23 protein-coding genes, 2 tRNA genes and 1 pseudogene are annotated in these 23,484 nt (G+C 60.5%); 16 read left to right on the top strand and 10 right to left on the bottom strand.

Annotated elements, in window-relative coordinates; genetic code table 11:
- Positions 1 to 448: 448 nt before the first annotated feature.
- The 3 genes from RL_RS05810 to RL_RS05800 are packed head-to-tail and all read left to right on the top strand — an operon-like array spanning position 449 to position 1,178.
- Positions 449 to 712, top strand: a complete 264-nt coding sequence (locus RL_RS05810) for a hypothetical protein (RefSeq protein ID WP_011650845.1) — start codon at positions 449 to 451, stop codon at positions 710 to 712.
- Between the two features lie 11 nt (positions 713 to 723).
- A complete protein-coding gene (locus RL_RS05805) occupies positions 724 to 957 on the top strand; it encodes a hypothetical protein (RefSeq protein WP_011650844.1) in 234 nt (77 codons plus the stop codon).
- A complete protein-coding gene (locus RL_RS05800) occupies positions 954 to 1,178 on the top strand; it encodes a hypothetical protein (RefSeq protein ID WP_041936200.1) in 225 nt (74 codons plus the stop codon). Before RL_RS05805 ends, RL_RS05800 begins: the two co-directional genes overlap by 4 nt.
- Before the next feature lie 26 nt (positions 1,179 to 1,204).
- Here RL_RS05800 and RL_RS05795 read toward each other — a convergent pair whose 3' ends face one another.
- Positions 1,205 to 1,444, bottom strand: a complete 240-nt coding sequence (locus RL_RS05795; RefSeq protein ID WP_012756410.1) for a DUF982 domain-containing protein — start codon at positions 1,442 to 1,444, stop codon at positions 1,205 to 1,207.
- 183 nt (positions 1,445 to 1,627) lie between these two features.
- On the opposite strand from RL_RS05795, the gene RL_RS05790 reads away from it, so the two are divergent.
- The 5 genes from RL_RS05790 to RL_RS05770 all read left to right on the top strand — a co-directional run bounded on the left by RL_RS05790 (position 1,628) and on the right by RL_RS05770 (position 4,384).
- On the top strand, positions 1,628 to 1,816 hold the full coding sequence (locus RL_RS05790; protein WP_041936199.1) for a hypothetical protein: 189 nt from the start codon (positions 1,628 to 1,630) through the stop codon (positions 1,814 to 1,816).
- Between the two features lie 9 nt (positions 1,817 to 1,825).
- A complete protein-coding gene (locus RL_RS05785) occupies positions 1,826 to 2,848 on the top strand; it encodes a helix-turn-helix domain-containing protein (protein ID WP_011650843.1) in 1,023 nt (340 codons plus the stop codon).
- Between the two features lie 131 nt (positions 2,849 to 2,979).
- Positions 2,980 to 3,588: a membrane protein gene (locus RL_RS05780; protein ID WP_011650842.1), complete on the top strand. Its 609-nt coding sequence runs from the start codon at positions 2,980 to 2,982 to the stop codon at positions 3,586 to 3,588.
- A 98-nt stretch (positions 3,589 to 3,686) separates the two neighbouring features.
- A complete protein-coding gene (locus tag RL_RS05775) occupies positions 3,687 to 3,938 on the top strand; it encodes a type II toxin-antitoxin system Phd/YefM family antitoxin (RefSeq protein ID WP_003546085.1) in 252 nt (83 codons plus the stop codon).
- Positions 3,935 to 4,384 carry a type II toxin-antitoxin system VapC family toxin gene (locus RL_RS05770; RefSeq protein WP_011650840.1) on the top strand — a complete coding sequence of 150 codons (450 nt, stop codon included), beginning with the start codon at positions 3,935 to 3,937 and terminating at the stop codon, positions 4,382 to 4,384. The genes RL_RS05775 and RL_RS05770 overlap by 4 nt, the downstream gene beginning before the upstream one ends.
- A gap of 130 nt (positions 4,385 to 4,514) precedes the next feature.
- On the opposite strand, the gene RL_RS05765 is transcribed toward RL_RS05770, so the two are convergent.
- Positions 4,515 to 4,591, bottom strand: a tRNA-Pro gene (locus RL_RS05765).
- A 262-nt stretch (positions 4,592 to 4,853) separates the two neighbouring features.
- On the opposite strand from RL_RS05765, the gene RL_RS05760 reads away from it, so the two are divergent.
- Complete coding sequence (locus tag RL_RS05760) at positions 4,854 to 5,261, top strand: hypothetical protein (RefSeq protein ID WP_011650839.1); 408 nt, start codon at positions 4,854 to 4,856, stop codon at positions 5,259 to 5,261.
- 311 nt (positions 5,262 to 5,572) lie between these two features.
- On the opposite strand, the gene RL_RS05755 is transcribed toward RL_RS05760, so the two are convergent.
- From RL_RS05755 to RL_RS05745, 3 genes are all read right to left on the bottom strand, one after another.
- Positions 5,573 to 8,968 carry an acyl-[ACP]--phospholipid O-acyltransferase gene (locus tag RL_RS05755; protein WP_011650838.1) on the bottom strand — a complete coding sequence of 1,132 codons (3,396 nt, stop codon included), beginning with the start codon at positions 8,966 to 8,968 and terminating at the stop codon, positions 5,573 to 5,575.
- Positions 8,969 to 9,060: 92 nt separating this feature from the next.
- Positions 9,061 to 9,342 (bottom strand): YiaA/YiaB family inner membrane protein, encoded by a 282-nt coding sequence (locus RL_RS05750; RefSeq protein WP_003546080.1) that lies wholly within the window; start codon positions 9,340 to 9,342, stop codon positions 9,061 to 9,063.
- 49 nt (positions 9,343 to 9,391) lie between these two features.
- Positions 9,392 to 10,078: a PspA/IM30 family protein gene (locus tag RL_RS05745; RefSeq protein ID WP_011650837.1), complete on the bottom strand. Its 687-nt coding sequence runs from the start codon at positions 10,076 to 10,078 to the stop codon at positions 9,392 to 9,394.
- A 112-nt stretch (positions 10,079 to 10,190) separates the two neighbouring features.
- Here RL_RS05745 and RL_RS05740 point away from each other — a divergent pair, with 112 nt between their 5' ends.
- Positions 10,191 to 10,796, top strand: coding sequence for a TetR/AcrR family transcriptional regulator (locus RL_RS05740; protein ID WP_011650836.1), 606 nt, complete (start codon positions 10,191 to 10,193; stop codon positions 10,794 to 10,796).
- A gap of 386 nt (positions 10,797 to 11,182) precedes the next feature.
- Positions 11,183 to 11,962 (top strand): SDR family NAD(P)-dependent oxidoreductase, encoded by a 780-nt coding sequence (locus RL_RS05735; RefSeq protein ID WP_011650835.1) that lies wholly within the window; start codon positions 11,183 to 11,185, stop codon positions 11,960 to 11,962.
- A gap of 51 nt (positions 11,963 to 12,013) precedes the next feature.
- Here the strand turns inward: RL_RS05735 and RL_RS05730 are convergent, their stop codons facing one another.
- Together RL_RS05730 and RL_RS05725 are read right to left on the bottom strand one after the other, a co-directional pair.
- Positions 12,014 to 12,844 (bottom strand): DUF429 domain-containing protein, encoded by an 831-nt coding sequence (locus RL_RS05730; RefSeq protein WP_011650834.1) that lies wholly within the window; start codon positions 12,842 to 12,844, stop codon positions 12,014 to 12,016.
- Entirely contained in the window at positions 12,837 to 13,796 is a 960-nt protein-coding gene (locus RL_RS05725) for a DUF5655 domain-containing protein (RefSeq protein WP_011650833.1), read from the bottom strand. Before RL_RS05725 ends, RL_RS05730 begins: the two co-directional genes overlap by 8 nt.
- Before the next feature lie 551 nt (positions 13,797 to 14,347).
- Here RL_RS05725 and hsdR point away from each other — a divergent pair.
- The 4 genes and pseudogenes from hsdR (at position 14,348) to RL_RS05695 (ending at position 21,021) form a co-directional block, all read left to right on the top strand.
- Positions 14,348 to 17,698 (top strand): type I restriction-modification system endonuclease, encoded by a 3,351-nt coding sequence (hsdR, locus tag RL_RS05715; protein WP_244432353.1) that lies wholly within the window; start codon positions 14,348 to 14,350, stop codon positions 17,696 to 17,698.
- Positions 17,699 to 17,763: 65 nt separating this feature from the next.
- Positions 17,764 to 19,298, top strand: a pseudogene (locus RL_RS05710) (N-6 DNA methylase).
- Positions 19,295 to 20,665, top strand: a complete 1,371-nt coding sequence (locus RL_RS05700; RefSeq protein WP_011650828.1) for a restriction endonuclease subunit S — start codon at positions 19,295 to 19,297, stop codon at positions 20,663 to 20,665. Before RL_RS05710 ends, RL_RS05700 begins: the two are co-directional and overlap by 4 nt.
- Positions 20,662 to 21,021 (top strand): hypothetical protein, encoded by a 360-nt coding sequence (locus RL_RS05695; protein WP_011650827.1) that lies wholly within the window; start codon positions 20,662 to 20,664, stop codon positions 21,019 to 21,021. The genes RL_RS05700 and RL_RS05695 overlap by 4 nt, the downstream gene beginning before the upstream one ends.
- Before the next feature lie 75 nt (positions 21,022 to 21,096).
- Here the strand turns inward: RL_RS05695 and RL_RS05690 are convergent, their stop codons facing one another.
- The 3 genes from RL_RS05690 to RL_RS05680 all read right to left on the bottom strand — a co-directional run bounded on the left by RL_RS05690 (position 21,097) and on the right by RL_RS05680 (position 22,397).
- Positions 21,097 to 21,516 carry a hypothetical protein gene (locus RL_RS05690; protein ID WP_244432351.1) on the bottom strand — a complete coding sequence of 140 codons (420 nt, stop codon included), beginning with the start codon at positions 21,514 to 21,516 and terminating at the stop codon, positions 21,097 to 21,099.
- Positions 21,517 to 21,526: 10 nt separating this feature from the next.
- The gene (locus RL_RS40425) at positions 21,527 to 22,165 is read right to left on the bottom strand and encodes a nucleotidyltransferase domain-containing protein (RefSeq protein WP_011650825.1); all 639 of its coding nucleotides are present in this window, start codon (positions 22,163 to 22,165) and stop codon (positions 21,527 to 21,529) included.
- Positions 22,166 to 22,323: 158 nt separating this feature from the next.
- A tRNA-Gln gene (locus RL_RS05680) sits at positions 22,324 to 22,397 on the bottom strand.
- Between the two features lie 163 nt (positions 22,398 to 22,560).
- On the opposite strand from RL_RS05680, the gene RL_RS05675 reads away from it, so the two are divergent.
- A complete protein-coding gene (locus tag RL_RS05675) occupies positions 22,561 to 23,472 on the top strand; it encodes an MBL fold metallo-hydrolase (RefSeq protein WP_011650824.1) in 912 nt (303 codons plus the stop codon).
- Positions 23,473 to 23,484 lie beyond the last annotated feature (12 nt).

The following is a 23,484-nucleotide window of genomic DNA, read 5'->3' as shown; positions in this document are numbered from 1 at the left end:
GGCCTCTTTTTCCTCTTAGCTTCATACTCCAACTTCAGTTCTCTATCCTATCTCTTAGGCTTGGGAGGAGAAGGTTCCTGAAGGCTGGTGAGGGAGGGTTCCGGCCAAAGCTTCCCCCTACCCCATGAGCAAAGCCCATGAAGCCGGGAGAGCATTGGCCAAGTCCTGAAGGCCGGAGCCGGGATGGGACACGTGCCAGAGGGGCCATTCGCTTCGCCCTCGTCCTGATTTTCTGACAGCGCACTTAAGGACTTTCGCTTCCCGCGCCGCTGGGCCTCGTCAGCTCGGGAGTTGCACCCGGTCGCCCAATCACTTGCCCCAGACATAGACCTACGATTCGTACCTCGTCAATCGTAGGGGTATTTTTTATACCTTTAACGGTTGACGCATTAGGGTATGATATATACCTTTCTCTCACGAGCCGATCAGAGGCGCGAGAGGACAGGCGATGCAGCACATTCGCAAGATCGAGACTGAGGAAAGCAGGCGGGATGCCCGCTGGAATGGCGCACAGACGATCGGCGACTGCCGTGCCTATATGGCGATCGAGGCCCAGCGCATGGGCGCGCTCGGCTTCACCTTCCTGCGCCGTCCCGAACATTCGATCCGCGGCCCGTCCTGGCTGCGCGGCGCTGCGGCAAGCGTCGAGGAGCACTACCGCTATGCCCGCGAGATCATGGGCATCACCGATACCGACCAGCTTTACGCCTGAGGAGAACGGAGATGTCTGCCGCCAGCCCCGCACCAGAGCCATCGACCGAGAGCCCTTCCCTTCCTGCCGCCCGACGGGCCGGAGCAAACGAAAAGACCCACGCCCGCTTCATCGCCGGGGCACCCGATCTCCTGAAGGCGCTGGTGGAGGCCGAACGTTTCTTCGATGGCAGCGACGATCACGGCTGCCCCCTTCACCAGAAGATCCTCGCCGCCATCGACACGGTGAAAGGCGGTGCGGCATGAGCGATTGCCTGATCAAGGCCTTTTCCGGCTGCGCCTGCCCGCCCGGCGAATGCGCGAAAAAGCCCGTCACCCCACCGCCGGTCACCTTCGTCTCGTGGCGGATTCAGGCCATCGCCTGCCTCACCTTCGGCTTCCTCGCAGCGATCATCTCGGCCGCCTGGATGGAGACGCAGTTCAAAACCCGGGATCTGCGAAACCAGGAGCATGTGTCATGGAAGTGAGCCAGGGCTTTTGCCGACACCGCCGGTCAGGAGCTGAACTTGATGTCGCTCGCCTTGGCCGCGGTGATGAATGCGCGGCGCACCTGCTCCGGCCCGGCGGCATCATTGAACACATCAAGCACAAGCCGTTCGGCCACCTTCGCCGCCGGCGTCTGCTCGGGCCAATCATTCAGCAACGTGTTGCCGGCCTGAACGACATTATAGACCGTTCTCACCTTGCCATTGATGGTGATCTTCACCGGCTTGAACCTTCGTCGCCTGCTCATGATGCATCCCCCTCACGCTGGAAATACGCGACTCAACGAATCACCGCGGGACTCGTTCCGGTTGAGATGATTCTTTGTTCGCCAGCCGGGCGCCGAGCCCGATGTCCTCCGCCTGCATGACAGAGCAGGGCTCGGATGCGTGCGAGAATGCGGCAGATGAAGCCCGAACCAGGAGGCAACACAATGGACCTTCAGAGTCTCGTCGCCGCGCATATGCCAAACCGCCGCCGCCCGACGCAGATGGGCGCCGCGGCCGAGGACCGATACTACCGAAATCAGATCACCCTGCCGCGCCTGAGCCTCCGGCTATTCGGGCTGACTGCCGCGACCGCCGGTCTGACGCTGTTTCTGGCCGGCGTCATCAAGGCATGAGGTGCTGCCATGCTCCGACAGACCGATCATGCTATGCTGCGATCCGTTGTCACGGGGGACCGCGCGATGGACGACAGCGAGTCTGACCGGGCGGCGATCATGGCAGTGATCCGTGCCGAAACCGAGGCCTGGCTGCAGCGGGATTTCGAGGCGCTGGCGAGCCACTGGGTGCAGTCGCCGCAGACCCGGCGGATGGAATCTTTCATCTCGCTCGGCGTCCGCGTGGACGAAGGCTGGGACCCGATCGCTGCGCGGATCAAGAAGATCGTCGAGCGTTTCCCGGAGAAACACGCCTTTTCGGAGCGCGTCCGCTGGGAAAAGGTCAACATCGTCGTCGACGGCAACATGGCCTGGATGACCTTCGATCAGATCGGCAGCGACATTGGCGACGATCGCAAGCGCCAGCTCCGGATCCTCCACCGGATCGACGGCGCCTGGAAGATCGGCTGCATGGTGATGATGGAGAGCAGCGTCGAGGCGGCGAACTGCCCGCTGATCGAGGTCGACGCGGATGCAAGGATCCTCTGGACGAACCGGCTGGCGCGGGAGCGGATGCCTGACCATCCCGGGCTCGTCGCCGCTGCCGGCCGCCTGCGTGCCCGGCAGCGCGAACGCGACCCTGCGCTGCGCGAGGCGGTGCGGCTGGCGTTCCGCGAACTGCAGAGCCAGAGACCGCTGAACATCGCGCCGAAGCAGGCCTGGTCGGTGGCGCTCGGCGAGGACGCGGCGGGGATTCCGCTCCACTGCTGGGTTCTGCTCGAGGACGGCAAGGCGCTGGTCTCCTTCGACGACGCCGAGACGCTGGTGCGCCGGATCGCCAGCGCGCGGGAGGTCTTCGGCCTCTCGCCGGCGCAGACCCGGCTTGCGCGCCTGATCGTCGATGGCCATGACCTCGCCGCCGCCGCCGAACTGCTCGGGGTCAGCGTCAACACGTTGCGCACCCAGCTGCAGCGCATCTTCGACAAAACCGGCGTCCGCAGCCAGGCGGCATTGGTGCGGGTGCTGTTGAGCGCTGGGGCTCCGAGCCAATAGGCTCGACCGCGGGCCAATGCTCATGACGCGGCACCTCGCGCGAAACACGGCAGAACTCGCTCCGGTTGAGGCGCCTATCTTGCGTGTTATTGTTGATCAGAGAATCAATGAAATTTGCCGGTGGCTAAAACGTGCCAGAGCCAGAAAAACGTAGCGACAAGTTTACGTGGACATATGCCCTCTGGCTGTTGCCATTCCTGGCGCAAGATTGGCTATATTGGCTTCATCCCCAATGGGATTGGTGGACGATCAGCCTTATCATATGGGTACTGACACTGATCGCCGTCGCAGGCTCCCTCTGCATCAATCTGGCGCAGCGACGCTGGCGGCGTCTCGTCTCTCTCCTCATCGCACCCCTTCTGTTGCTGGTCCTGCTCCGTATCCTCGCTGCTGTCGGCATAACGTCCGACAGCATTCGATTTGCGCTGACCAAGCAAACGTATCTGGCGGAGATCGAACGAACCGATCTGCCGGGCGGAGAGCAACGATTCAGGACATTCGTATGGGACGATACGTTCCTCGAGAAAACCTACTCGACGCTCGTCTACGACGAGAGTGATGAAGTCGCCTTGCCCAGGGACGAGCAATCCACGGCCTGGCTACAGCGTGTCCAGACATCATGCTCGGAAAAGAAGGAATGCGTGGATCTCGATCCCGGTACGGACGAGTACGTCAGCGTCAGAAAGATCGGCGAACACTTCTATATTCTGGACAATTATCTGCCGAATGCGTTTCCTTAAGCCGCCGCCGCTGCGCCCTTGGAAGATTCCCCCTCTTGATTCCGTCGGCGTCCATGTCCATTTTGACCATATATGGTCATTTAAGACAGGAGGCCGCAATGTCGACAATCAGCGTGGCAGAGGCAAAGGCCGGTTTCGCCGGACTGGTGGATGAAGCGGCAAACGGGGAATTCGTGACGATCACGCGGCACGGAAAGCCGGCTGCCGTGCTTGTGTCCGTCGAAGCGGCCGAGGCCGCGAAAAGGGCTTTGAAGAAACCACGGCCGAATTTCGGGGATTTCCTGTTGACGTTTCCCGGCGGGGTCGAGCTGGAGCGGAACCCTTCGAAAATGCGCGATATCGATCTGTGACCGCCTATCTTCTCGACACGAACATCATCTCGAAGCTCGCGCCGGGCAAGGCGCCGGCGTCCGATCCGGTGCAGGCATGGTTTCATGAGCAAGGCGAAGCCGATAGCCTGTTTCTGTCGGCTCTGTCAGTCGCGGAGATCGAGAAGGGAATGCGGAGCCTTCACCGTCGCGGCGGGATCGAGCGGGCAAAGCGCCTTTCGACATGGCTGGACGTCATCACCGAGAGTTTCGGGGATCGGATCTTGCCGATGGATACCGTTGTCGCGCGCATCGTCGGCGTTCTGGAAGATGAAGCCGAAAGCCACGGCCGTCATCCCGGCCTTGGCGATCTCATCATCGCGGCGACCGCGCGCGCCTACGACCTCACCGTCATTACGGAAAACCTGCGGCATTTCCAGCCGCTTGATGTCGCTGTTGATCTTCCCGCCGCGTTCCGGTCGGAATGATCGTCAAGAAAGGGAGCGCTGCGTTCGCGGAAGATTCTGGGCGACGGGACGGTTGCCGACAAGGATATCGTTCGGTATTTCGTTAAATGGAAAAATTCGGGAAAATGATGAACCTTTAGAGGGTTCAGACTGGTCGGAGTGGAGTGATTCGAACACTCGACCCCCACGTCCCGAACGTGGTGCGCTACCAGACTGCGCTACACTCCGTGACCAGCGGCGCTTCTATAGAACAGCCTATCTGGTTGCACAAGCACCAAATTCCAAAAAGCCGGCGGAAATTTTGACGGGGTTGTGAGAGGTCGGGAGGTCGGCGGCTGCAGCAAAAAGCCACACCTGCCGCAAATCGAACGGAAGTCTCAAAGGGGCAATTTTCTTTTGCCGGGTTCCACGCTAAAGGGCAGACAGGACAGGCGAAAACGCTCACGAGGGCGGCTTCGCAGCCAATGCGCTAGAGATCAGGGACGACACGATGAATTTCCGCACCATGACCGCGGCCGGGCTTGCCATTGCGCTTGCCGGATGCACGACCATACCTTCCGCCGGCAATCCGATCGAGGCCCGCTGGGTCGGCAAATCGGCCGGCATCTTCTTTGCCGCCTACGGGCCGCCGATCAGCGACCGCGAGGAAGGCTCGAGCACCATCTATACCTGGCGCGGCGGCTACAAGACCGTGCGCATTCCGGCGAAATATGCCGAAGGCGCCGACGGCAAGCGCGGCAAGCAGATTTCCGCCGCCCGCACAGCCTATCTGCGCTGCCAGGCCGAAATCACCACCAATTCCGACTACACGATCCGCGACATCCGCACCGTCGCCGACATCCCGGGCGTCAACGGCCCGTCCTATTGCGCAGAGTTCCTGGCGCCGGAACAGAAGTAACGGACGGTTTGTTTGAGATGCATAACAGGCGGCCCGAGTGCGGCCTGTTATGCTGCTGACGACGTCTCGGCGGGGGGCGGCTGCTTTCTGGTTTGTGCCGGGGATCGCCCCTCATCCGGCTGCCGCCACCTTACCGGGGTCGAGCCACTGGTCTCGACCCGTCCTTCGGACCCCCGTAAACGGGGAGAAGGGGATATGCCGCGACCTCTCCGTTCCCCACCAACCTCGCGTAGGGCACGTCCCCTCTCCCCGTTTTTACGGGGAGAGGGTTAGGGTGAGGGGCAGTTCGCGATCTCATAGGCGCCGAGCCCTCACGCCGCCTGCTCCCCCTCCACCGCACTTTCCGCCAACTTGCGCGCCGCGACGAAATCCACCTTGCCGGAGCCCAGCACCGGCACCTTGCCGATATTGACCTCGGCCGGCACCATCATGTCCATGGCGCCCTTGGATTTGGCGAAGGCGAGGAATTCGGTGCGGGTGGCGGTGGGGGCGTCGGTCAGGAGCACCAGGCGCTCGCCCTTCTTGGCGTCGGGCAGCGAGGAGACGACCGAGAGGGCGCCCGGCCAGAGCTCGGCGGCCAAGGTCTCGACGGCGGCGAGCGAGATCATTTCGCCGCCGATCTTGGCGAAGCGTTTGGCGCGGCCGCGGATCTTGACGAAACCGTCCTCATCGATGGTGACGATGTCGCCGGTGTCGTGCCAGCCGTCGACCAGCGGCTCGAGCACGCCGGGCTTTTCGGCGCGGAGATAGCCGGCCATGACATTGGCGCCGCGCACATGCAGCCTGCCGCCCTCTTCGATGCCGGGCACCGGTTCGAGCTTCCATTCCATGCCCGGCAGGATTTTGCCGACCGTGCCTGACTTGTTGTACATCGGCGTGTTGATGGAAATGACAGGCGCGGTCTCGGTGACGCCGTAGCCTTCCAGGATGCGCAGGCCGAATTTTTCCATATAGGTCTGGCGGGTTGCGGCCTTCACCGGCTCGGCGCCGGAGAAGATATAGCGGATCGAGCGGAAGTCGTAAGGATGCGCCGTCCTGGAATAGCCGTTGAGGAAGGTGTCGGTGCCGAAGATGATCGTGGCGTTGGAGGCATAGATCAGCTCCGGCACGATGCGGTAATGCAGCGGCGACGGATAGAAATAAACCGGCACGCCCGAGATCAGCGGCAGCACCGTGCCGGCCGTCAGTCCGAAGGAGTGGAACACCGGCAGGATGTTGAACACCTTGTCGCCGCTGTGGAAATCGATGCGGGCGGCGGCCTGGGCGGCGTTCGACAGGATGTTGCGATGGGTGAGCACCACGCCTTTCGGCGTGCCTTCGGAGCCCGAGGTGAAGAGGATCACCGCCGGATCATCCGGCTGGCGCTTCACCAGCGGCCGCGCCTTGCGGAGAAGCCCAAGGATCTTGTCCTTGAGTGAGATTTCGGCCCTGAGATCATCGAGCCAGACGATCGTCACCTGCTTTTCCATCTCGGCGATCACCGGCCCGAGTTTCGCCTGGGTGACGAAGGCGCGCGAGGTCAGCACATGTTTGACTTGCGCCGCCTTGCAGGCGGAGAGGATATTGGCGGCACCAGCGGTGAAGTTCAGCATCGCCGGCACCTTGCCCGCCGTCATCACGCCGAGAAGCGTGGCGGCGGCGCCATTGGCATTCGGCAGCATGACGCCGAGATTTTGTTCCGGAAACATCGTGCGGAATTTTGCGCCGAGCACGGCAGCCCCGGTGAGCAGCTTGCCATAGCTCAGCCGGCCGGTGACCGGATCTTCGACGGCAAGCTTTTTCATGCCGAATTCATGGCCGGCCTGGATGACGCGGTCGAGCACGGTCGACGAGGTATCGGCGGTCTGGAACAGCAGGTTCGACATCACCTGATAGAGGGCGGCACCCGCCGCCGTGCGGCGCTTGCGGCCTTTCAGCTCCGGCGGCACTTCGAGCTTCACCGGCTCGAGAATGGTGACCTTGACCTTGGGGAACAGCCGGCGGCGGATCTTGCCGTTGTCGAGATAGGAGAGATAGCTCTTCTCCAGCCCGTCGATCTTCACCGGCACGACCATCGAGCCGGTCTTGTCGGCGACCATGGCGGCGCCATCATAGACCTTCATCAGCGTGCCGGTCACCGTCAGGCGGCCCTCGGGGAAGATGCCGATCGGGTTGCCGTCCTGCACCACCTTGATCAGCGAACGCGTCGCCATCGGCTTGGTCGGGTCGAGCGGCAGGAATTTGCACATCTTCAGGAAGGGCCGCACCCACCAGGCCTGGGCGATCTTGTAATCGACGGCAAAGGTGGGCTCTTCCTCGGTGATGGCAAGCGCCAAGGCGCCATCGAGCAGGCTGACATGGTTGAGCGCGATGATCGGCGCGCGGCCGGCCTTCTTGATATTCTCCAGTCCCTCGACCTCGAGGCGCATGAAGGCGCGAAACAGGATCGAGATGAAATCGCGGAAGGGATTGGTCGGCAGCGTCTTCAGCATCAGCCAGGCGACGGCGAAATTGATGATGCCAAGGCCGATCAGAATCTCAGGAATGGAAGCGCCGAGCGCCTGGACGGCGGCAACGAGGCCGAGGCCGACAGTGATGAACAGCGCCGAGAGCACATTGGCGGCGCCGATGACGCGGGCGCGGCGGTCCTCATGCGCCCAGGTCTGCAGTGCGGCAAAGGTCGGCACGGCGATGAAGGCGCCTGCTATCGCCATGCCGGCGAGATCGATGGCGACGCGGATGGTATTCTGGCCAGCGAAGAAGTCGGCGATCGTCGTCGCATGGCTGGTGGAAGCCAAGCCCCAGAGGTTCCAGGCGAGATCGAGGCTGAAGAGGCCAAGCAGCGCCGTGCCGACAGGGGCCGGCAGCAGCACGATGCGGCCGGATGACATCCAGGCGGCAATCGCTGATCCCACGGCAACGGCAATGGCAAAGACGGTGAGATAGGCGGGCACGACGAGCTCGGAGCCGCCGAGCAGCTCGGTCACCATGGTCGGCAGGATTGACAGTACGAAGGCGCCGACCAGCCAGAACCAGCAGTTCATCAGCGCCGAACGCCACAGCCGTTTGTCGGCGCGGATTTCCTTGACGAGGGTGTAGCTCGAGCGGATGACGTTGCGGTCGATCTGAAGATCCGGCGCCTTGGAGCCGGTGGGCGGGATCATCCGGCTGGCCAGCCAGCAGAGCACCGAAAGCCCCATCATCATCGTGCCGAAGATCAGCACATTGTCGCCGCCGGAAAAGGCGAATGCTGCGATGATCGTGCCGGCGAGGATGGCGATGAAGGTGCCGCCCTCGATCCAGGCATTGGCCTTGGGCAGGTCGCGGCGTTCGAGATGATCGGGCAGGATGCCGTATTTGATCGGCCCGAACAGCGCCGAGACGACGCCGAAGCCGAACAGCGCCGCCATCAGCACGAAGATGGAAGAAAAGGCGAGGCCGACGACGGCCAGGGCGGCGACCGCGATCTCGCAGCGTTTCAGCAGTTCGGCGATTTTCGCCTTGTCGTGCTTGTCGGCGAGTTCGCCGCCGAGCGCCGAGAGCAGCAGGAAGGGCACGATGAGGATGACACCGGCGAGCGTCACCAGGGCGGCGCCTTCGCTCGCCGACATCTTGAAGAGAATGAGGAACACCAGGGTGTTCTTGAGGAAATTGTCGTTGAAGGCCGTCAGGAACTGGGTCCAGAACAGCGGCGCGAATTTCCTGGAGGTCATCAGATTATGTTGCACGGCGGGTCCCTCTTTCGACTGGCAGAGAAGGCCACAGAGTTGTTACGCAAAAGTTGAATGCGGGAACAACTCTGCGCTGTGGTTAACCAAGATCAATCTTCATCGTTACGATTGAACTTGACCAGGAGTTTCTCGGTGCGGGCATCCTCGACCTTGCGGATCAGCTTCTCGGATTCGGCGTTGTCGCGCAGCGTCTTGGTGATATTCACCGTGGTCTGCACCAGCATCAGAATGCCCATGGCGAGATAGCCTTTGCCCCAGAGATCGAGCGGCATCATGTAAAGGCCGAGCGCCAGCATGAAGGCGGCCGAGCCGAAGGAGATGTAGGAGAAGCTGACCCAGCTTGCGGAATGTTTCTGGAAACTGTCGTTCATATCAGTGGTCCCTATGGTTCGATGGATGGATGGTTGGATGGATGCAATTTCAGGCAGCAGGCGTGATGCGGCTCTTCAGCCGCGCCAGCACATCATCGGCAGATGAGCGCAGCGGCGCGCCGAAGCCGGCATTGGCAAGCTTTTCGATGATGCCGGCCGGGCGGATGGCACCTTCCATGTCCTTCAGGGCGGCCGCCGTCAGCTCATTCTGGCTCTGGCGCAGGCGAAGGCGCGCCAGGGTCTCCTCGGCATCGTCGAGCGTCGCCAGGCCCGGGCCGGCAACGACCACGTCGAGCTTCTGCGCCTCCTGCGTGGCGCGCGCCAGCCGCTCGCCGCGCTGCAGCTCCTGCAGCCGCGCCTCGGAGGCACGGACGATCCTCTTCAGCTTGTCGATCGCGGTGATAAACTGGCTTTGCGCCTTCTCGGATGCATCGCGCTCGGCTTCGAGATAGGCGATCGCTTCAGCCGCCTCGCGGGCCAGGCCCTCATTGCCCTTGGTGAGCGCCGCGGAAGCGCGGATTTCGAGATCGGCGATGCGGGCAACGATCGTCGCGTGCTGCCCCTTCTCCTGCTCGTTCTGGGCGATGGCGACCGCGACACTGCGGCGGGCCGCCTGGATCGATTGGGCGGCATCGCGGATCTGCTGGGAAAGCAGCGGCACGGCGTGGCAGTCGGCGAAAGCCTGTTCGGCATCATGCGCCCTGCCCCGCAACAAAATGGAAATCAGTTTGAACATTTCCTTCCTCCGGTTTATGAACGTTGTTCACGAGAGGTGTTATGGCAGAATCATGAACGTCGTTCAAGATATATTTTGAACGACGTTCAAAAAAATCGAAGTGGAATGGTGAATGGCCGGCAGACGAGAAGAAAAACGCGAAGACCTGAAGGCCCGGCTGATCGAGGCGGCGCGCGAGCGGATCGCCAAGGACGGGCTGGCGAACCTCAGAGCCCGCGATATCACCCAGGATGCCGGCTGCGCGCTCGGCGGCCTCTACACGGTCTTTTCAGACCTCGCCGAGCTCGTCATCCACGTCAATTCCGCCACGCTGAAGGCGCTGGAGGCAAAGCTGACCCTGCCCGAGACCAAAGACCGGCCACCGACCGACCGGCTGCGCAACCTGGCGCAGGGCTACTTGAGCTTCGCCGTCGAACACCGAAACCTCTGGAAGGCGCTGTTCGAGCACTTCCCGCCGGAATCGAGCCCGACACCGCAATGGCATCTTAACGAGCACCTCTTCCTGATGGACGTGATCGCCGAACCGCTGGCCGAACTGCAGCCCGACATGCCCCCCGAAGACCGCGCCATCCGCGCCCGCACCCTTTTCGGTGCGGTGCACGGCGTCGTCAGCATCAGCCTCGAAGGCCGCTTCGTCGGCCTGCCGCTGGAGCGGCTGGCGCGGGAGGTGGATGAACTGGTGCAGACGATCGCGGCGGGGGCGGAGCGGCGGAGGTGATGTGTGTGGAAATGACCTTTTGATCACCCGACATCCGGCTCAGGAGATCGGCGAGACCAGCCCCTCATCCGGCTGCCGCCACTGCCAGGGTCGAGCCACGGGTCTCGACCCGTCCTTCGGACCCCCGTAAACGGGGCGAAGGGGATATGCCGCAACCTCTCCGTCCCTCTCTCGCGTCTCGTATGGCACGTCCCCTCTCCCCGTTTTTACGGGGAGAGGGTTAGGGTGAGGGGCAGCCACCAGCACGAAGGGGCAGCCCTCACAAACGAGACAGCCGTGGATCCTCACCGTGCCGGAGCGCAGGAACCCACACCCCAACTCCCGCATTGAGCAACCAGCCAAAAGCTGCTTGACTGCCCTACCCCACCGTCGCGAAGGGAAACCCCATGAGCCGCATCTTCATCACCGGTTCCACCGATGGCCTCGGCCTCGCCGCCGCCCGCTCTCTGATGAAGGAGGGCCATGACATCGTGCTGCATGCCCGCTCCCGCGAGCGCGCCTCCGCCCTCGCCGAGATTTCGCCCACCGCCCTCGGCATCGTCATCGGCGATCTCGCCAGCGCCACGGAAACGCGCTCGATCGCCGAGCAGGTCAACGCCATCGGCCGCATGGACGCCGTCATCCACAATGCCGGCATCTACCTCGAGCGGAGCCGGGACGAAACGCCTGATGGACACGCAAAGACGCTGGCGGTGAATGTGCTTGCCCCCTATCTGCTCACCGCATGGATCACCCGCCCCGATCGCCTGGTCTATCTCAGCAGCGGCATGCACCGCAGCGGCAGCAACGCCCTTGACGATATCGACTGGAAGAAGCGGCCGTGGAACGCCAGCCAGGCCTATTCCGAAAGCAAGCTCTATATCGCCACCCTCGCCGCCACCATCGCCCGCCATTGGCCGGATGTTTTCAGCAACGCGGTGGACCCCGGCTGGGTGCCGACAAAGATGGGCGGCGTCGGCGCGCCCGATAACCTCGAAATGGGGCATCTCACCCAGACGTGGCTTGCTGCAAGCGATGCTGAAGCGGCGAAGGTGAGCGGGGGGTATTGGTATCATCGGCAGCGGCGGGAGGCGGCGGCGGAGGTTGGTGATGCGGGGTTTCAGGACGCGTTGGTGGAGAAGCTTGCGGAGTTGACTGGCGTTCGACTGTTTGCAGATGGCCGGTGAGGCGCAAGAACGGGGTCCGCAGGCATGGCACGGCGCCATGCCAGGAGCGCACTATCTAATCGGCACATTCCTCTTCCTTGCAGCGGTAACCAGCCGCTCATGGATGCCGTTTACGGCCGGGGCGATCATGTAGCCGTTGTCCAGATCACCAATCATCACAGATTGGTCGCGCGGTGCCACCAGCCAATGCAAGCCAATGAGGCCACAGATCATTGCATCGACCTTGTCCTGATCGGCTTTCCTCGGCATCAGGTTAGTCGACACATCCGAACACCAGAGTTCTAGCTGCTCTAAAGCCCTGAGCGATCCGAATGTCCGGATCGTCTCCGCCACAGAATGCAAGTGCTCTAATTTAAACATTTTTCGGTTGGCTGGGTTGTATTTTGGAGCCCCATAACGTTTGCAGTAAGCGCTCTCCATAACAACCAGTGCTAGGGCGGGAAATACTTCAATCAGAAAGAGCCCTGACGATGCGGCCCGGGCGGCCTCTGGATCCTCGATGGCGCCGATTGCCTGTTTGAACCGCCAGATGGGTGCGGCATCATCAAACATGCCAAGCTTCGATCGGTTGGCCGGCTGAACACCACCGCCTACCCAAGAGATGAGCGCCCCTGCAACCTTGTCGACCGGACGCGAGCCACTGAGGTTTGGAACGATTGTTGGCTGATCGAGCGCGACGAGACATTTGCCGCCCTCAAGCGTTTCGGCCCGAATAATCGCTTCGGCTTCACTGAATGACGCCAACCTCGGCGCAACGTGCAACCACGCCCTTTGCGAATCGATTCGGATGACACAGATTGCACCCGGCGCCTTAGGATTATCGGTCCACGCTGAGTCGAAACCGACGACTGATATAGTTGTGGCGCTCCCCGGATCACCCACCCTCGTAAGCCCGAACCAGTAAAGGCTGTGCTTTCTCAAAATCCGCCATCGACTTTAGCGTTACCTGCAGATCACCCGTACCAAAGTGGCCAACATTGCTGACGTCGCGCGTAAAGCCGCTTTCAAGCGCCAAGATAGTTGGATCGAGCTTTAGGAAAAGCGTCACAGTCCGCGCCTGGGGATAGATTTCCATGCAGACGAAGTTCTTCAGCCGCTTGAATGCTGTGTAGAGCTTCAATTCCTTTACCTGCACATCATCCCCGAGCGCGATCAGAAACTGGTGAACAGCGTCGTAAATATCTCGAAGGTCTGCCGACGACTGGGATAGCCGGTAGCTCATCCGTTGACTGAGATAGGGGTCGCTTTCCTGACCGGCCTCAGCTGTGGGCTGCAGGGAGCCTACACTTTTCACCTCAGTTATCACTTTAACGCCAGTGAGTTTACTGGTCTTCGGCACATGCACCAGTTCCAACATCAACAGATCCTCGCCGAACCGCCGGTAGCGAATAAGCTCGATGTTTCTGGCGATCTGCTTAACGGCGTGCTCGTCATAGCGGGTGAAATCGCCGGCAATGCAGAGCAGTCGCGGAGCAGACCAGTCAACGGCATTCGCCACGTCCTGGCCAAGGCGTTCCATAACCAGCCATTGGAATTCCTTGCGGTGATCAAGCAGCCAGTCGAGGTAGAACAGGCCCTGGTTGATGACGTTCTCGTTCACCGATCGCTTGTATTCGATGATGACCGGCGAGTTGTCCTCGTCCAGGCCGAGCGTATCGATCCTTCCGCCGTGCACGTGACCGGTTGAATGCTCGGTCGCCAGGAAGCGGATGCCGAGCAACGCCTCGAGATTGGCCTCGAACAGAACCTGCAGGGATTTCTCGACCTGCATGGCACTGCCGGGCAGCTCGCTCACCTGCGCGCCGCCGAAATGAAAGAGTTTGATATCGCTCAAAATTTGCCCCAGGTGTGACCGCAGATTGTACTGAAATCTCTATTCGCTTTATCGCCCTTGTCCAGATAATTTGCCGGCGAGCGCCGATTTGCTAGGATTGGCCGTCGACCCCGGCTGGGCGCCGACGAAGACGAGCGGCGGCGGCGCGCCCGATATGAGCATCTCATCCAGACATGGCTGACGAGCGATGCCAGCGCCGCCAAGGTCGGCGGCGGATACTGGATCGGCGACAGCGAAGGCATCGCCTGAGATCAATCGGGCCTTTCCGGATCCGCTAGCGGGGATGCTTGCGGGTTTGACTGGCGTCTGGCTGTCTGGGAGCGCGCGTAAGAGGCAAGATCGCTTCTTGTCGTATTTGTTCGTTCTCAGCTCTAAGACATTTTTAATGCATCAGAAATGATTTCCCTTCACAATTTGTGGGAGTTGTTTGCCCGCACTCAAAACGTGTGGCATGTCTATGCCAGGCGGGGGTCGGGCATTGGGTAGAGCAGTTGTCGGCGAATTTTGATCATCTTGAAGAGATTAGCCCGGAGCTCCACCGGCTTGGAGTTTTGGCAGAGCGCTTCTTTGCGGAAGACGCAAACACGTCGCTGATCAAGAGCCGTCAGTTCGGCGAATACATGGTCAAGGAAATCGCAGCTCTATCCGGCGTTTATAATGCTACCGGCCGTGAAACGACACATGACCTCCTTCGCCGCCTTGCAACTCAGCAGGTACTGCCGCGCGAGGTGGCCGATATCTTTCATGCGGTGCGCAAGGCAGGCAACAAAGCCAACCACGACTTTGGCGGCTCATCCGCTGAGGCGCTCTCTGCTCTGAAATTCTGCCGCGCGCTCGGTGTCTGGTATCGGCGGACCTATGGCCGCGACCCGAACTTCAAGCCGGGCCCGTTCGTGCCGCCCAGATCGCCGCAGGAAGTGGATCAGGCCACGCAGTCTGAACTCGATATCCTCCGGCGCCAGGTACAGGAAGCCGAGACAAAGCTCGCCGCGGCGCACGCCTCAGCCGAGGAACTGGCCAACGCACGAGCCGCCGCCGAGGAACTCGCCCGTCAGAGGGCCGAGGAAAGTGCTGTCTGGGAGAAAACGGCCCTCGATCTCGAAACTGACCAGGCCGATATCGCTCGGAATCTAGAGGAACTGCAGAAACAGGCGGAGGCGCAGCCGCAACAGCTGCAATTAGAGTTCAAGCAGGCCGGCCTCCAGGCCGCCAGCCGCCTGGAGCTTGATGAAAGACAAACCCGCCGCCTCATCGACGTGCAGCTTGTCGATGCCGGTTGGGAGGCCGACAGCGGCACACTCGTGCATCAGAAGGGCGCGCGGCCGGAGGAAGGGCGGAACCTCGCAATTGCCGAATGGCCGTCAGAGGGCGGACGAGCCGATTATGCCCTTTTCATCGGGCTTACCTGCGTCGGTGTCATTGAGGCAAAGCGCGAGAGCGTGGATGTGCCGTCAACACTCAACCAGGCGGAACGTTATGCCCGGACTATCGAACTCCCACTAGAGCATCGCCATTCTGATGGACCGTGGAAGCATGGGCTGGCGGATCCTTTCCGCGTGCCCTTCGTCTTCGCCACCAATGGCCGCCCTTTCGTCCGCCAGTGGCAGACCAAGTCCGGCATTTGGTTTTGCGACCTGCGCCGTAACACAAATCATCCGAGGCCACTCACGGCTTGGTTTTCGCCAAAAGATCTGCTCGACATTCTGGAGACCGATCTCGACGCAGCCGCCCAAGGTTTGGCCGAGGAAAGCTTCGGCAAGGGCAAGATGCGCCCCTATCAGGAAGAGGCGATCGCTGCCATCGAGGATGCGATCGTCGCGGGCCAGCGCGAGATACTCGTTTCGATGGCGACCGGCACGGGCAAGACGCGCACCAGCATTGCGCTGATGTACCGGCTTCTTAAGCACAAGCGGTTCCGCCGCATCCTCTTCCTCGTCGACCGCAAAGCCCTTGGCAAACAGACGAACGACGCTCTGGAAACGACCGAGATCGAAGGCATGCTAAACTTCGCCCAGATCTACAAGGTCGCGGCGCTAGAGAAGAAGGTTCCAGAAGACGAAGATCAGGTACAGGTCGCGACCGTCCAGTCGCTGATCGCCCGCATCCTCAACGAACCGGATCCGGCCAAGCGCCCGACACCCGGCACCTTCGACTGCATCATCGTTGACGAAGCGCATCGCGGCTATACACTCGATGCGGAGCTGCGCGAAAGTGATATCGGCTTCCGGAATCTGGATGACTACCAGTCGGCCTATCGCCAGATCCTCGATTATTTCGATGCCGTGAGGGTGGCGCTCACGGCGACACCGGCGCTGCACACCCGCGAGATTTTCGGCCATCCTGTCTTCCACTATGGCTATCGCCAGGCCGTCGTTGAAGGATACCTCAACGATCATCTGCCGCCGAAGCGCATCACCACGGCGCTCTCAGAGGCCGGCATTCATTTCGATGGCGGCGAGGAGGTCGAGATTATCGATCGGAAGACGGGCCAGATCGATCTTTTCGAACTGCCAGATGACGTTCCGCTCGACTACGATCTCGCCGATTTTAACAAGCGGGTCTATTCGGAGTCCTTCAATCGAATCGTCTGCCGGGCGATCGCAACCGAGATCCCACCTGGCAAGCCGGGCAAAACGCTGATCTTCGCCGCCCGCGATGCCCACGCCGACGATATCGTCCGCCTGCTGATCGAGGAACTGCAGGAGGAACACGGCAAGGATGCTGTTCCGCACAAGATGGTGACGAAGATCACCGGCAATGTCGACAAGCCCGACGACCTGATCCTGAAGTTCAAGAATGATCCCTATCCGAAATATGTAGTCACCGTCGATCTGCTGACGACGGGTATCGACGTGCCCTCAATCTGCAATCTCGTCTTCGTTCGCAGGGTCAAGAGCCGTATCCTCTACGACCAGATGATCGGCCGCGCCACACGGCTCTGCCCGGAGATCGGCAAGGAGTATTTCCGCATCTTCGATGCCGTCGATCTTTATGCCGAGCTGCAGGAGATGACGGACATGCGCCCCGTCGTCGTCAAGCCGGATGTGTCGCTCGGCCAGCTTGTCACCGATCTCGACACGGCGGAAACAGACGAGGACAAGAGCTGGGTCGCCGGCCAGGTTATCGTGCGCATGCGCGCAATGACAAAACGAATGGATGCCGAAACCCGCGAAAGTTTTAAGCGTCATACGGGCGAGACGCCGGAAATGGCGGTGCAGCGACTTGCCACCCGCTCCGGTCCCGAGTTACAGGACTGGCTGAAAGCCTACCCGCGCGTGCTCGACCTTCTGGAGCGCCGTCCGGTGCACACCGGAGACGGCGGTGACGGCGTGGTGATCTCCACCCATGAAGATGAGCTGCTGCGCATCGAGGAAATCTTCGGCAAGAACACCACGCCGGAGGACTACATCACCGGATTCGAGCGCTTCGTGCGCGAGAACATGAATCAGGTCCCGGCGTTGATTGCCGTTACCCAGCGCCCGCGCGATCTGACCCGCAAAGAACTGTCGGAACTCGCCGGCCTGCTGGATGAGAGGAACTATTCCGAAGCCATGCTGCGCGCGGCCTATGGCAAGGCTCGCAACGCCGATATCGCTGCCCACATTATCGGCTTCGTCCGCCAGGCCGCACTCGGCGATCCGCTGATCCCCTATGCCAAGCGCGTGGAAGACGCGATCGTGAAGATCGAACAGTCACGCGCCTGGACTCAGAAGCAGAAGGAATGGCTGCGCCGCATCGGCCGCGCGCTGAAGGATAAGCCCGTGGCCGATCCGACCCTGCTCGATCAAGGTGTCTTTGCCGATAAGGGCGGCTTCAAGCGCATCTCCCAAGAGTTCGACGGCGAACTGGACGATGTCCTGCACGCCTTCAACGAAGCAATTTGGGGATCGTCCGCCGCCTGAGTTGACCAGAGCCCCACCACCGCTACAAACGCATCACCGATCCGCGATCAGAAAAGAATACAGTCATGAATGCCAATGCCATCGTCCAGAAACTCTGGCGCCTCTGCACTGTGCTCAGGAAGGACGGCATCACCTACCAGCAATATGTGACCGAGCTGACCTATCTATTGTTTCTGAAGATGATGGCTGAGCGCAACCGCGAGACGGGAAGCCTGCCAAGGTCCATGCGCTGGGCCGATCTGGTTCAAGCAAACGGTCTCGCAAAGCTGGAACTTTACCGCAAAACGCTGGTGACGCTGGGTACGGTCAGCACTCGCCTCGGCAAGGATGACGCGCTCGTCCTGCCGCCGGGCGAGAATGCGACGCCGGATGAGCGCAAGCGTTATGCCGATGCCCGCCCGCTTCCGGAAATGGTACAGGAAATCTTCGACAATGCCTCCACCTTCATTCGCGAGCCGCAGAACCTGACGACGCTGGTTACCGCCATCGACGAGCTCGACTGGTTCTCCGAGGACCGCGACCAGTTCGGCGATCTTTATGAAGGTCTGCTGCAGAAGAACGCGGAAGAAACCAAGCGCGGCGCCGGGCAATATTTTACCCCGCGCGTGCTGATCGAGCTTCTGGTCCGCCTGATGCAGCCAAAGCCCGGCGAGGTGATCCAGGACCCCGCCGCTGGCACCGGCGGCTTCCTGATCGCCGCCGACCGCTACATGCGCGCGGTCACGGACAATTATTTCGATCTCGGCAGGAAGCAGCAGGAGTTCCAGAAACGCCATGCCTTCCATGGCATGGAAAACGTACCCGGCACACTGCGCCTACTCTTGATGAACCTCTACCTGCACAACATTGACAGCGACCATGTCGATCTGGGTGATACGCTGTCCGACAAGGGCAAGGGGCTCGGCCGCGCCAACCTCATCCTCACCAACCCGCCCTTCGGCCCGGCGGGCGGCGCGCCGACGCGCGACGATCTGTCCGTCACCGCCACCGTCTCCTCCTACCAGCTTCCCTTCGTCGAACATTGCATTCGCGCGCTACAGCCCGGCGGCCGTGCAGCCATCGTCGTACCGGATAATGTGCTCTTTGAGGATGGCCGCGGAAGGCAGCTTCGCCAGATGATGATGGACTGGTGCGACGTACATACGATCCTGCGCCTGCCCACTGGCATTTTCTATGCGCAAGGGGTGAAGACCAATGTCATCTTCCTGACGCGCGCCAAGACGGAGACCGGAACACAAAGGCCGTGTGGATCTACGACCTGCGCGCCCAGATGCCGAAATTTGGCAAGACCACGCCACTGACGGAAGCCCATTTCGAAGGCTTCGAACAGGCCTTTGGCAAAGACCCCTATGGCACCAAGCGCGGCCCGGACGAGGGTGAGGCTGGCCGTTGGCGTAAGTTCACTCGCGCGCAGATCGCCGCGCGCAGCGATAATTTAGATATCTCATGGCTGCGTGAGGCGGAGGAAGAGGCAGAAGAAGGCCTCGTCGAGCCGGACGACATCGCCGCCGCCATTCTTGGCCATCTGCAGGCCGCCATACTTGAGATCGAGGCACTTACCGCCGAGCTGGACGACCAACTGCCGGAGGCGGCGGAATGAGCGGACTGCCAAAGGGGTGGGTTGAGGCGACATTGGAAGAGCTATGCCAATTCAACCCCAAGCATGATCCAGACGTAGACCAATCGCTTGGCGTAAACTTTGTACCTATGCCAGCGGTCGACGATGAGACCGGCGCGATCATCGACAAATCAGTCGTTCGTCCTTTATCCGAGATTTGGAAGGGGTATACGCATTTTGCTGATCGCGATGTCATATTCGCGAAGATTACGCCATGCATGGAAAATGGAAAGATTGCTGTTGCGCGGGATCTGGCGAACGGCATGGCGTGTGGCTCAACGGAATTTCACGTTCTCCGATCGAAGGGTGCAGTTGAACCCGACTTCCTTTGGCGTTTTCTCCGGCGCAAGAATTATCGGCAAGTCGCCGAGCATTCGATGACGGGTGCGGTAGGACAGCGGCGTGTCCCCAGGCAATTCCTGGAAACAACCAGTCTGCCCCTCCCACCCTTGAATGAGCAAAAGCGCATCGTGGCCAAGCTGGATACGTTGAACGCAAAATCCGCCCGCGCCCGCACCGAACTCGCCCGCATCGAAATCCTCGTCTCCCGCTTCAAGCAGGCCGTGCTCAGCAAGGCGTTTAGCGGGGAGTTGACGAAGGACTGGCGTAGCGGACAGACGACACTGGCTCCTTGGGAGAACTTGCCGCTCAGCCAGCTTGTCTCTCATGGTCCATCTAATGGCTGGTCGCCTAAAGCTGATGGTAAAGTGAGCGGCTTGAAGTCGCTCAAATTGTCGGCAACTTCGAGCGGCAGGCTGCGCCTGGATGAAAGCACGATCAAGTATCTCGACCAAACGCTTCCGGAAGACTCAAAGTTCTGGTTGCTATCGGATGATATTGTTATCCAACGAGCAAATTCGCTGGAGCTTCTTGGTACGACGGTTCTCTTCGATGGCCCACCTGGTGAATTTATCTTTCCCGACCTTATGATGCGGATCAGGGTCAACGATAAAAAAACGAACCCGCGATACCTTGCGACTTATCTGAACAGCGATTCCGCAAGGTCTTATTTCCGCGCAAATGCGACTGGATCCGCCGGAAATATGCCTAAGATAAACGGTTCGACCGTTCGTGAAACGCGCGTTCCCACTCCTCCTCTTGAAGAACAACAGGAAATTGTCCACCGCATCGAATCCGCCTTCGCCATGACTGACCGGCTTGCAGCGGAAGCCATGCGCGCGCTGGACCTCGTGGGCAAGCTGGGCGAGGCGATCCTTGCCAAGGCCTTCCGCGGCGAACTGGTCCCCCAGGACGAAAACGACGAGCCGGCTGAAAAACTGCTGGAGCGCATCCGCGCCGAGCGGGAGGCGGCGCCAGAGGCGAAACGCGGGCGGAGGAAGACGGCATGACGGTTTATGAGAGCGAGCTGACCGCCGGCAATTTCACATTGAACGGAAAACGGCCCCACATCTACATCACGCCCTTCTACCGCAAGCTTCCGCTGGATGTCTTCGGCGGCACGAGTGTTCACACACCTGCGCCCCGTCTTGTTCGGCTGGAGTTCGGCGCCTTGCAAACCAATACTTTTGTTCCCGCTGACCAGAAGGGCCGACCGCGAACCTTCTTTCAGGATCGTATCTTCGTGCGTGAGTTCTTTACCCGAACCGGCGCCAAGCCGGGTGACGTTGTGCTTTTCGAGGAGATCACGCCCTACCATTTCCGCCTGTCTTTGAAGACGGCGGCAGGCAGGGTGATCACGGCATGAAGTCGGTATCCGAATGGAATGACAAGCATCTCGACAACCTGATTGCGAACTACCAGCGCCTAGGTAGAGATTAGGTCAGCGGCGGATCATCTCATTTTCCACCCACTCTGCGTATTCCTTCAACTGCTCGAATAGAGATTCCGCGTCGGATAACAGCATGAAACGGCCTCCGTATTGGGCTAAGTCTTTGTTGCCGAGAATGCGAGTTAGCCTGGTCTCCTGAGATTTTGGCAGTCGATTTCCCAATGCGTCTCGCAACGTCTTGATGACCGCTGCGTGATCGTTTTGATTGATCTTGTTTGCGAAGGTTGCCGTCAGTGCATCCGTATAGGCGATTGCTGCGTTGACCACAGTCGCAGCAATCGGATTTCCGAGTGTTCCTGCTTGAGCACTGCTGATTTGCAATTTAGCCGATTCCAGAAATCCCCTGGCGATTATCAAGCGATTTGCACCATGACGAGCGTCAGAGGGTTTCGAAGGGCCACTTCTGGTCAACGCAGTCTCTTCACATCGCAATTGATTCAGGACGAGGTCCAAGCACTACCAGTCCTTCGTTTAGAAACGCTTTCCATAAGGGATCGTCGCTTTGGCGCAAGCGTTTCAAGTCAGTGATAGACAGGGTGTTGATCGATGGCGCGAAGGATAACTCTTTTCCTTTGGCCGCCAGAAAATCGATGCTTCCGTTTTGTATCGTTTCGATGTCTGGCGCATCAGCTATGAGCGCCACGTCCAGATCGCTTGAGGCCTTGTCTTCTCCCCTCGCGACGCTGCCAAATACCCATGCCGCCACAACTTTGTCCCCGAAGAGGGAGGCGCATTCTTTCACTGCGGCAAGGATATCGGCAAAGCGCCTTTCCTCCGTCTCGAACAGGGCTTGCACTGGGGTATAGAATGGCGAGCCTCGATTGAGACTAAAAAGACGGGCATATCCGGTTCCACTTTCGGTAACGATTTGAAAACTTGTGAGGGTTGCCAGCGAGGCGAGTATGGGAGGGCGGGATATCTTGGTTCTGTTGATGAGATTGCCAACACTCAATTGCCCGCCGTGAAGCGATAATTCCCGCATCACCCGCACATTCGCTTCGGTCCCAAAAATTGTTGAAAGCGGGAAGCGCAGAGCGCTTTCTGGGTTTGGTCGCGCCATAAAGTCCTCATATAGATATCTTTATGATCATAATCATATCTATATGTTTATAAAGATATCAATATGATCCTATGGTTATCTATATAATATTACCATAAGTGACGACCGGCGCCGCCTCATAAAGGCGCAAAGATTAGGAATAAAAGCGTGAAAAACGATGGCTGGGGCGCCTGGATTCGAACCAGGGGTGACGGTACCAAAAACCGTTGCCTTACCGCTTGGCGACGCCCCACCAGAGCTTGAGCGGAAACCGCTTGCTCAAATCGACGCCTGATTAGCAAAGCTCTTCGCCTGTCACAATGACTAAGTTTAACCCGGCGCAGATTTTATGCGCTGCGCGGTGCCTGATGTCGTGCTAGAAATTGGCGACGTCATCGGCCCGAGATCATTCCTTCATGGACAGTCCCGCTTTCGACCTCGCTTTCGAGCCGGCCTATGGGCAGGCCGTGCCGGTTGTTTCAGGTGTCGAGCGGGTGACAGTGAACAATCCCGGCCCTTTCACCTTTTTCGGCACCAATAGCTATATCGTCGGCTCTTCCTCCGTCGCGGTCATCGATCCCGGGCCGGAGGACGAGGCGCATTATCAGGCGCTGATGGCAGCGCTTGGCGGCCGCGCGGTGACGCATATCGTCGTCAGCCACACGCATCGGGACCACTCGCCGCTGGCCAGGCGGCTGCAGGCGGCCACGGGGGCGGTGACGGTGGGGCAAGGGCCGCACCGGCCGGCGCGGCCGCTGCGCGAGGGCGAGATCAATCCCTTCTCCGAAAGCTCGGATCTATCCTTCGTGCCCGATATAACGCTCGGTGACGGTCAGACCCTCTCGGGCGATGGCTGGGCGCTGACTGCGGTGCTGACGCCGGGGCACACGGCCAATCATGCCGCCTTCGCGCTTGATGGCCGCGACATCCTATTCTCCGGCGATCACGTCATGGCCTGGTCGACCTCGATCGTCGCGCCGCCGGATGGTTCGATGGCGGATTACATGGCCTCGCTCGAGCGGCTGATTGAACGTGAGGACGGTCTGCTGCTGCCCGGCCATGGCGGGCCGGTGACGGAGCCGGCCGGCTTCCTCCGGGCGTTGAAGGCGCATCGCCTCAGGCGCGAGCAGGCGGTGCTGGCGCGCGTCCAGGCAGGCGACAGGCAGATAGCCGAGATGGTGAAGGTGATCTATCGCGATACCGATCCGAAGCTGCATGGGGCGGCCGCCCTTTCCGTGCTCGCCCATATCGAGGATCTTTTGGAGCGCGGCGAGATTGCGGCGGATGGGCCGCCAACGCTTGCCGCCCTCTACCGGCCGGCGGCATGAACATGAGGGTGG

It is taken from the genome of Rhizobium johnstonii 3841 (assembly GCF_000009265.1).
In the GTDB taxonomy this organism is placed as follows: Bacteria; Pseudomonadota; Alphaproteobacteria; order Rhizobiales; family Rhizobiaceae; genus Rhizobium; species Rhizobium acaciae.
This window is presented reverse-complemented; position numbering and strand designations above follow the sequence as displayed.

What these genes read in the sequence shown, in the direction of transcription:
- RL_RS05810 (WP_011650845.1), top strand. Translation starts at nt 449, where the DNA reads ATGCAGCACATTCGCAAGATCGAGACTGAGGAAAGCAGGCGGGATGCC.
- RL_RS05805 (WP_011650844.1), top strand. Translation starts at nt 724, where the DNA reads ATGTCTGCCGCCAGCCCCGCACCAGAGCCATCGACCGAGAGCCCTTCC.
- RL_RS05800 (WP_041936200.1), top strand. Translation starts at nt 954, where the DNA reads ATGAGCGATTGCCTGATCAAGGCCTTTTCCGGCTGCGCCTGCCCGCCC.
- RL_RS05795 (WP_012756410.1), bottom strand. Translation starts at nt 1,444, where the DNA reads ATGAGCAGGCGACGAAGGTTCAAGCCGGTGAAGATCACCATCAATGGC.
- RL_RS05790 (WP_041936199.1), top strand. Translation starts at nt 1,628, where the DNA reads ATGGACCTTCAGAGTCTCGTCGCCGCGCATATGCCAAACCGCCGCCGC.
- RL_RS05785 (WP_011650843.1), top strand. Translation starts at nt 1,826, where the DNA reads ATGCTCCGACAGACCGATCATGCTATGCTGCGATCCGTTGTCACGGGG.
- RL_RS05775 (WP_003546085.1), top strand. Translation starts at nt 3,687, where the DNA reads ATGTCGACAATCAGCGTGGCAGAGGCAAAGGCCGGTTTCGCCGGACTG.
- RL_RS05760 (WP_011650839.1), top strand. Translation starts at nt 4,854, where the DNA reads ATGAATTTCCGCACCATGACCGCGGCCGGGCTTGCCATTGCGCTTGCC.
- RL_RS05750 (WP_003546080.1), bottom strand. Translation starts at nt 9,342, where the DNA reads ATGAACGACAGTTTCCAGAAACATTCCGCAAGCTGGGTCAGCTTCTCC.
- RL_RS05745 (WP_011650837.1), bottom strand. Translation starts at nt 10,078, where the DNA reads ATGTTCAAACTGATTTCCATTTTGTTGCGGGGCAGGGCGCATGATGCC.
- RL_RS05740 (WP_011650836.1), top strand. Translation starts at nt 10,191, where the DNA reads ATGGCCGGCAGACGAGAAGAAAAACGCGAAGACCTGAAGGCCCGGCTG.
- RL_RS05735 (WP_011650835.1), top strand. Translation starts at nt 11,183, where the DNA reads ATGAGCCGCATCTTCATCACCGGTTCCACCGATGGCCTCGGCCTCGCC.
- RL_RS05700 (WP_011650828.1), top strand. Translation starts at nt 19,295, where the DNA reads ATGAGCGGACTGCCAAAGGGGTGGGTTGAGGCGACATTGGAAGAGCTA.
- RL_RS05695 (WP_011650827.1), top strand. Translation starts at nt 20,662, where the DNA reads ATGACGGTTTATGAGAGCGAGCTGACCGCCGGCAATTTCACATTGAAC.
- RL_RS40425 (WP_011650825.1), bottom strand. Translation starts at nt 22,165, where the DNA reads ATGGCGCGACCAAACCCAGAAAGCGCTCTGCGCTTCCCGCTTTCAACA.
- RL_RS05675 (WP_011650824.1), top strand. Translation starts at nt 22,561, where the DNA reads ATGGACAGTCCCGCTTTCGACCTCGCTTTCGAGCCGGCCTATGGGCAG.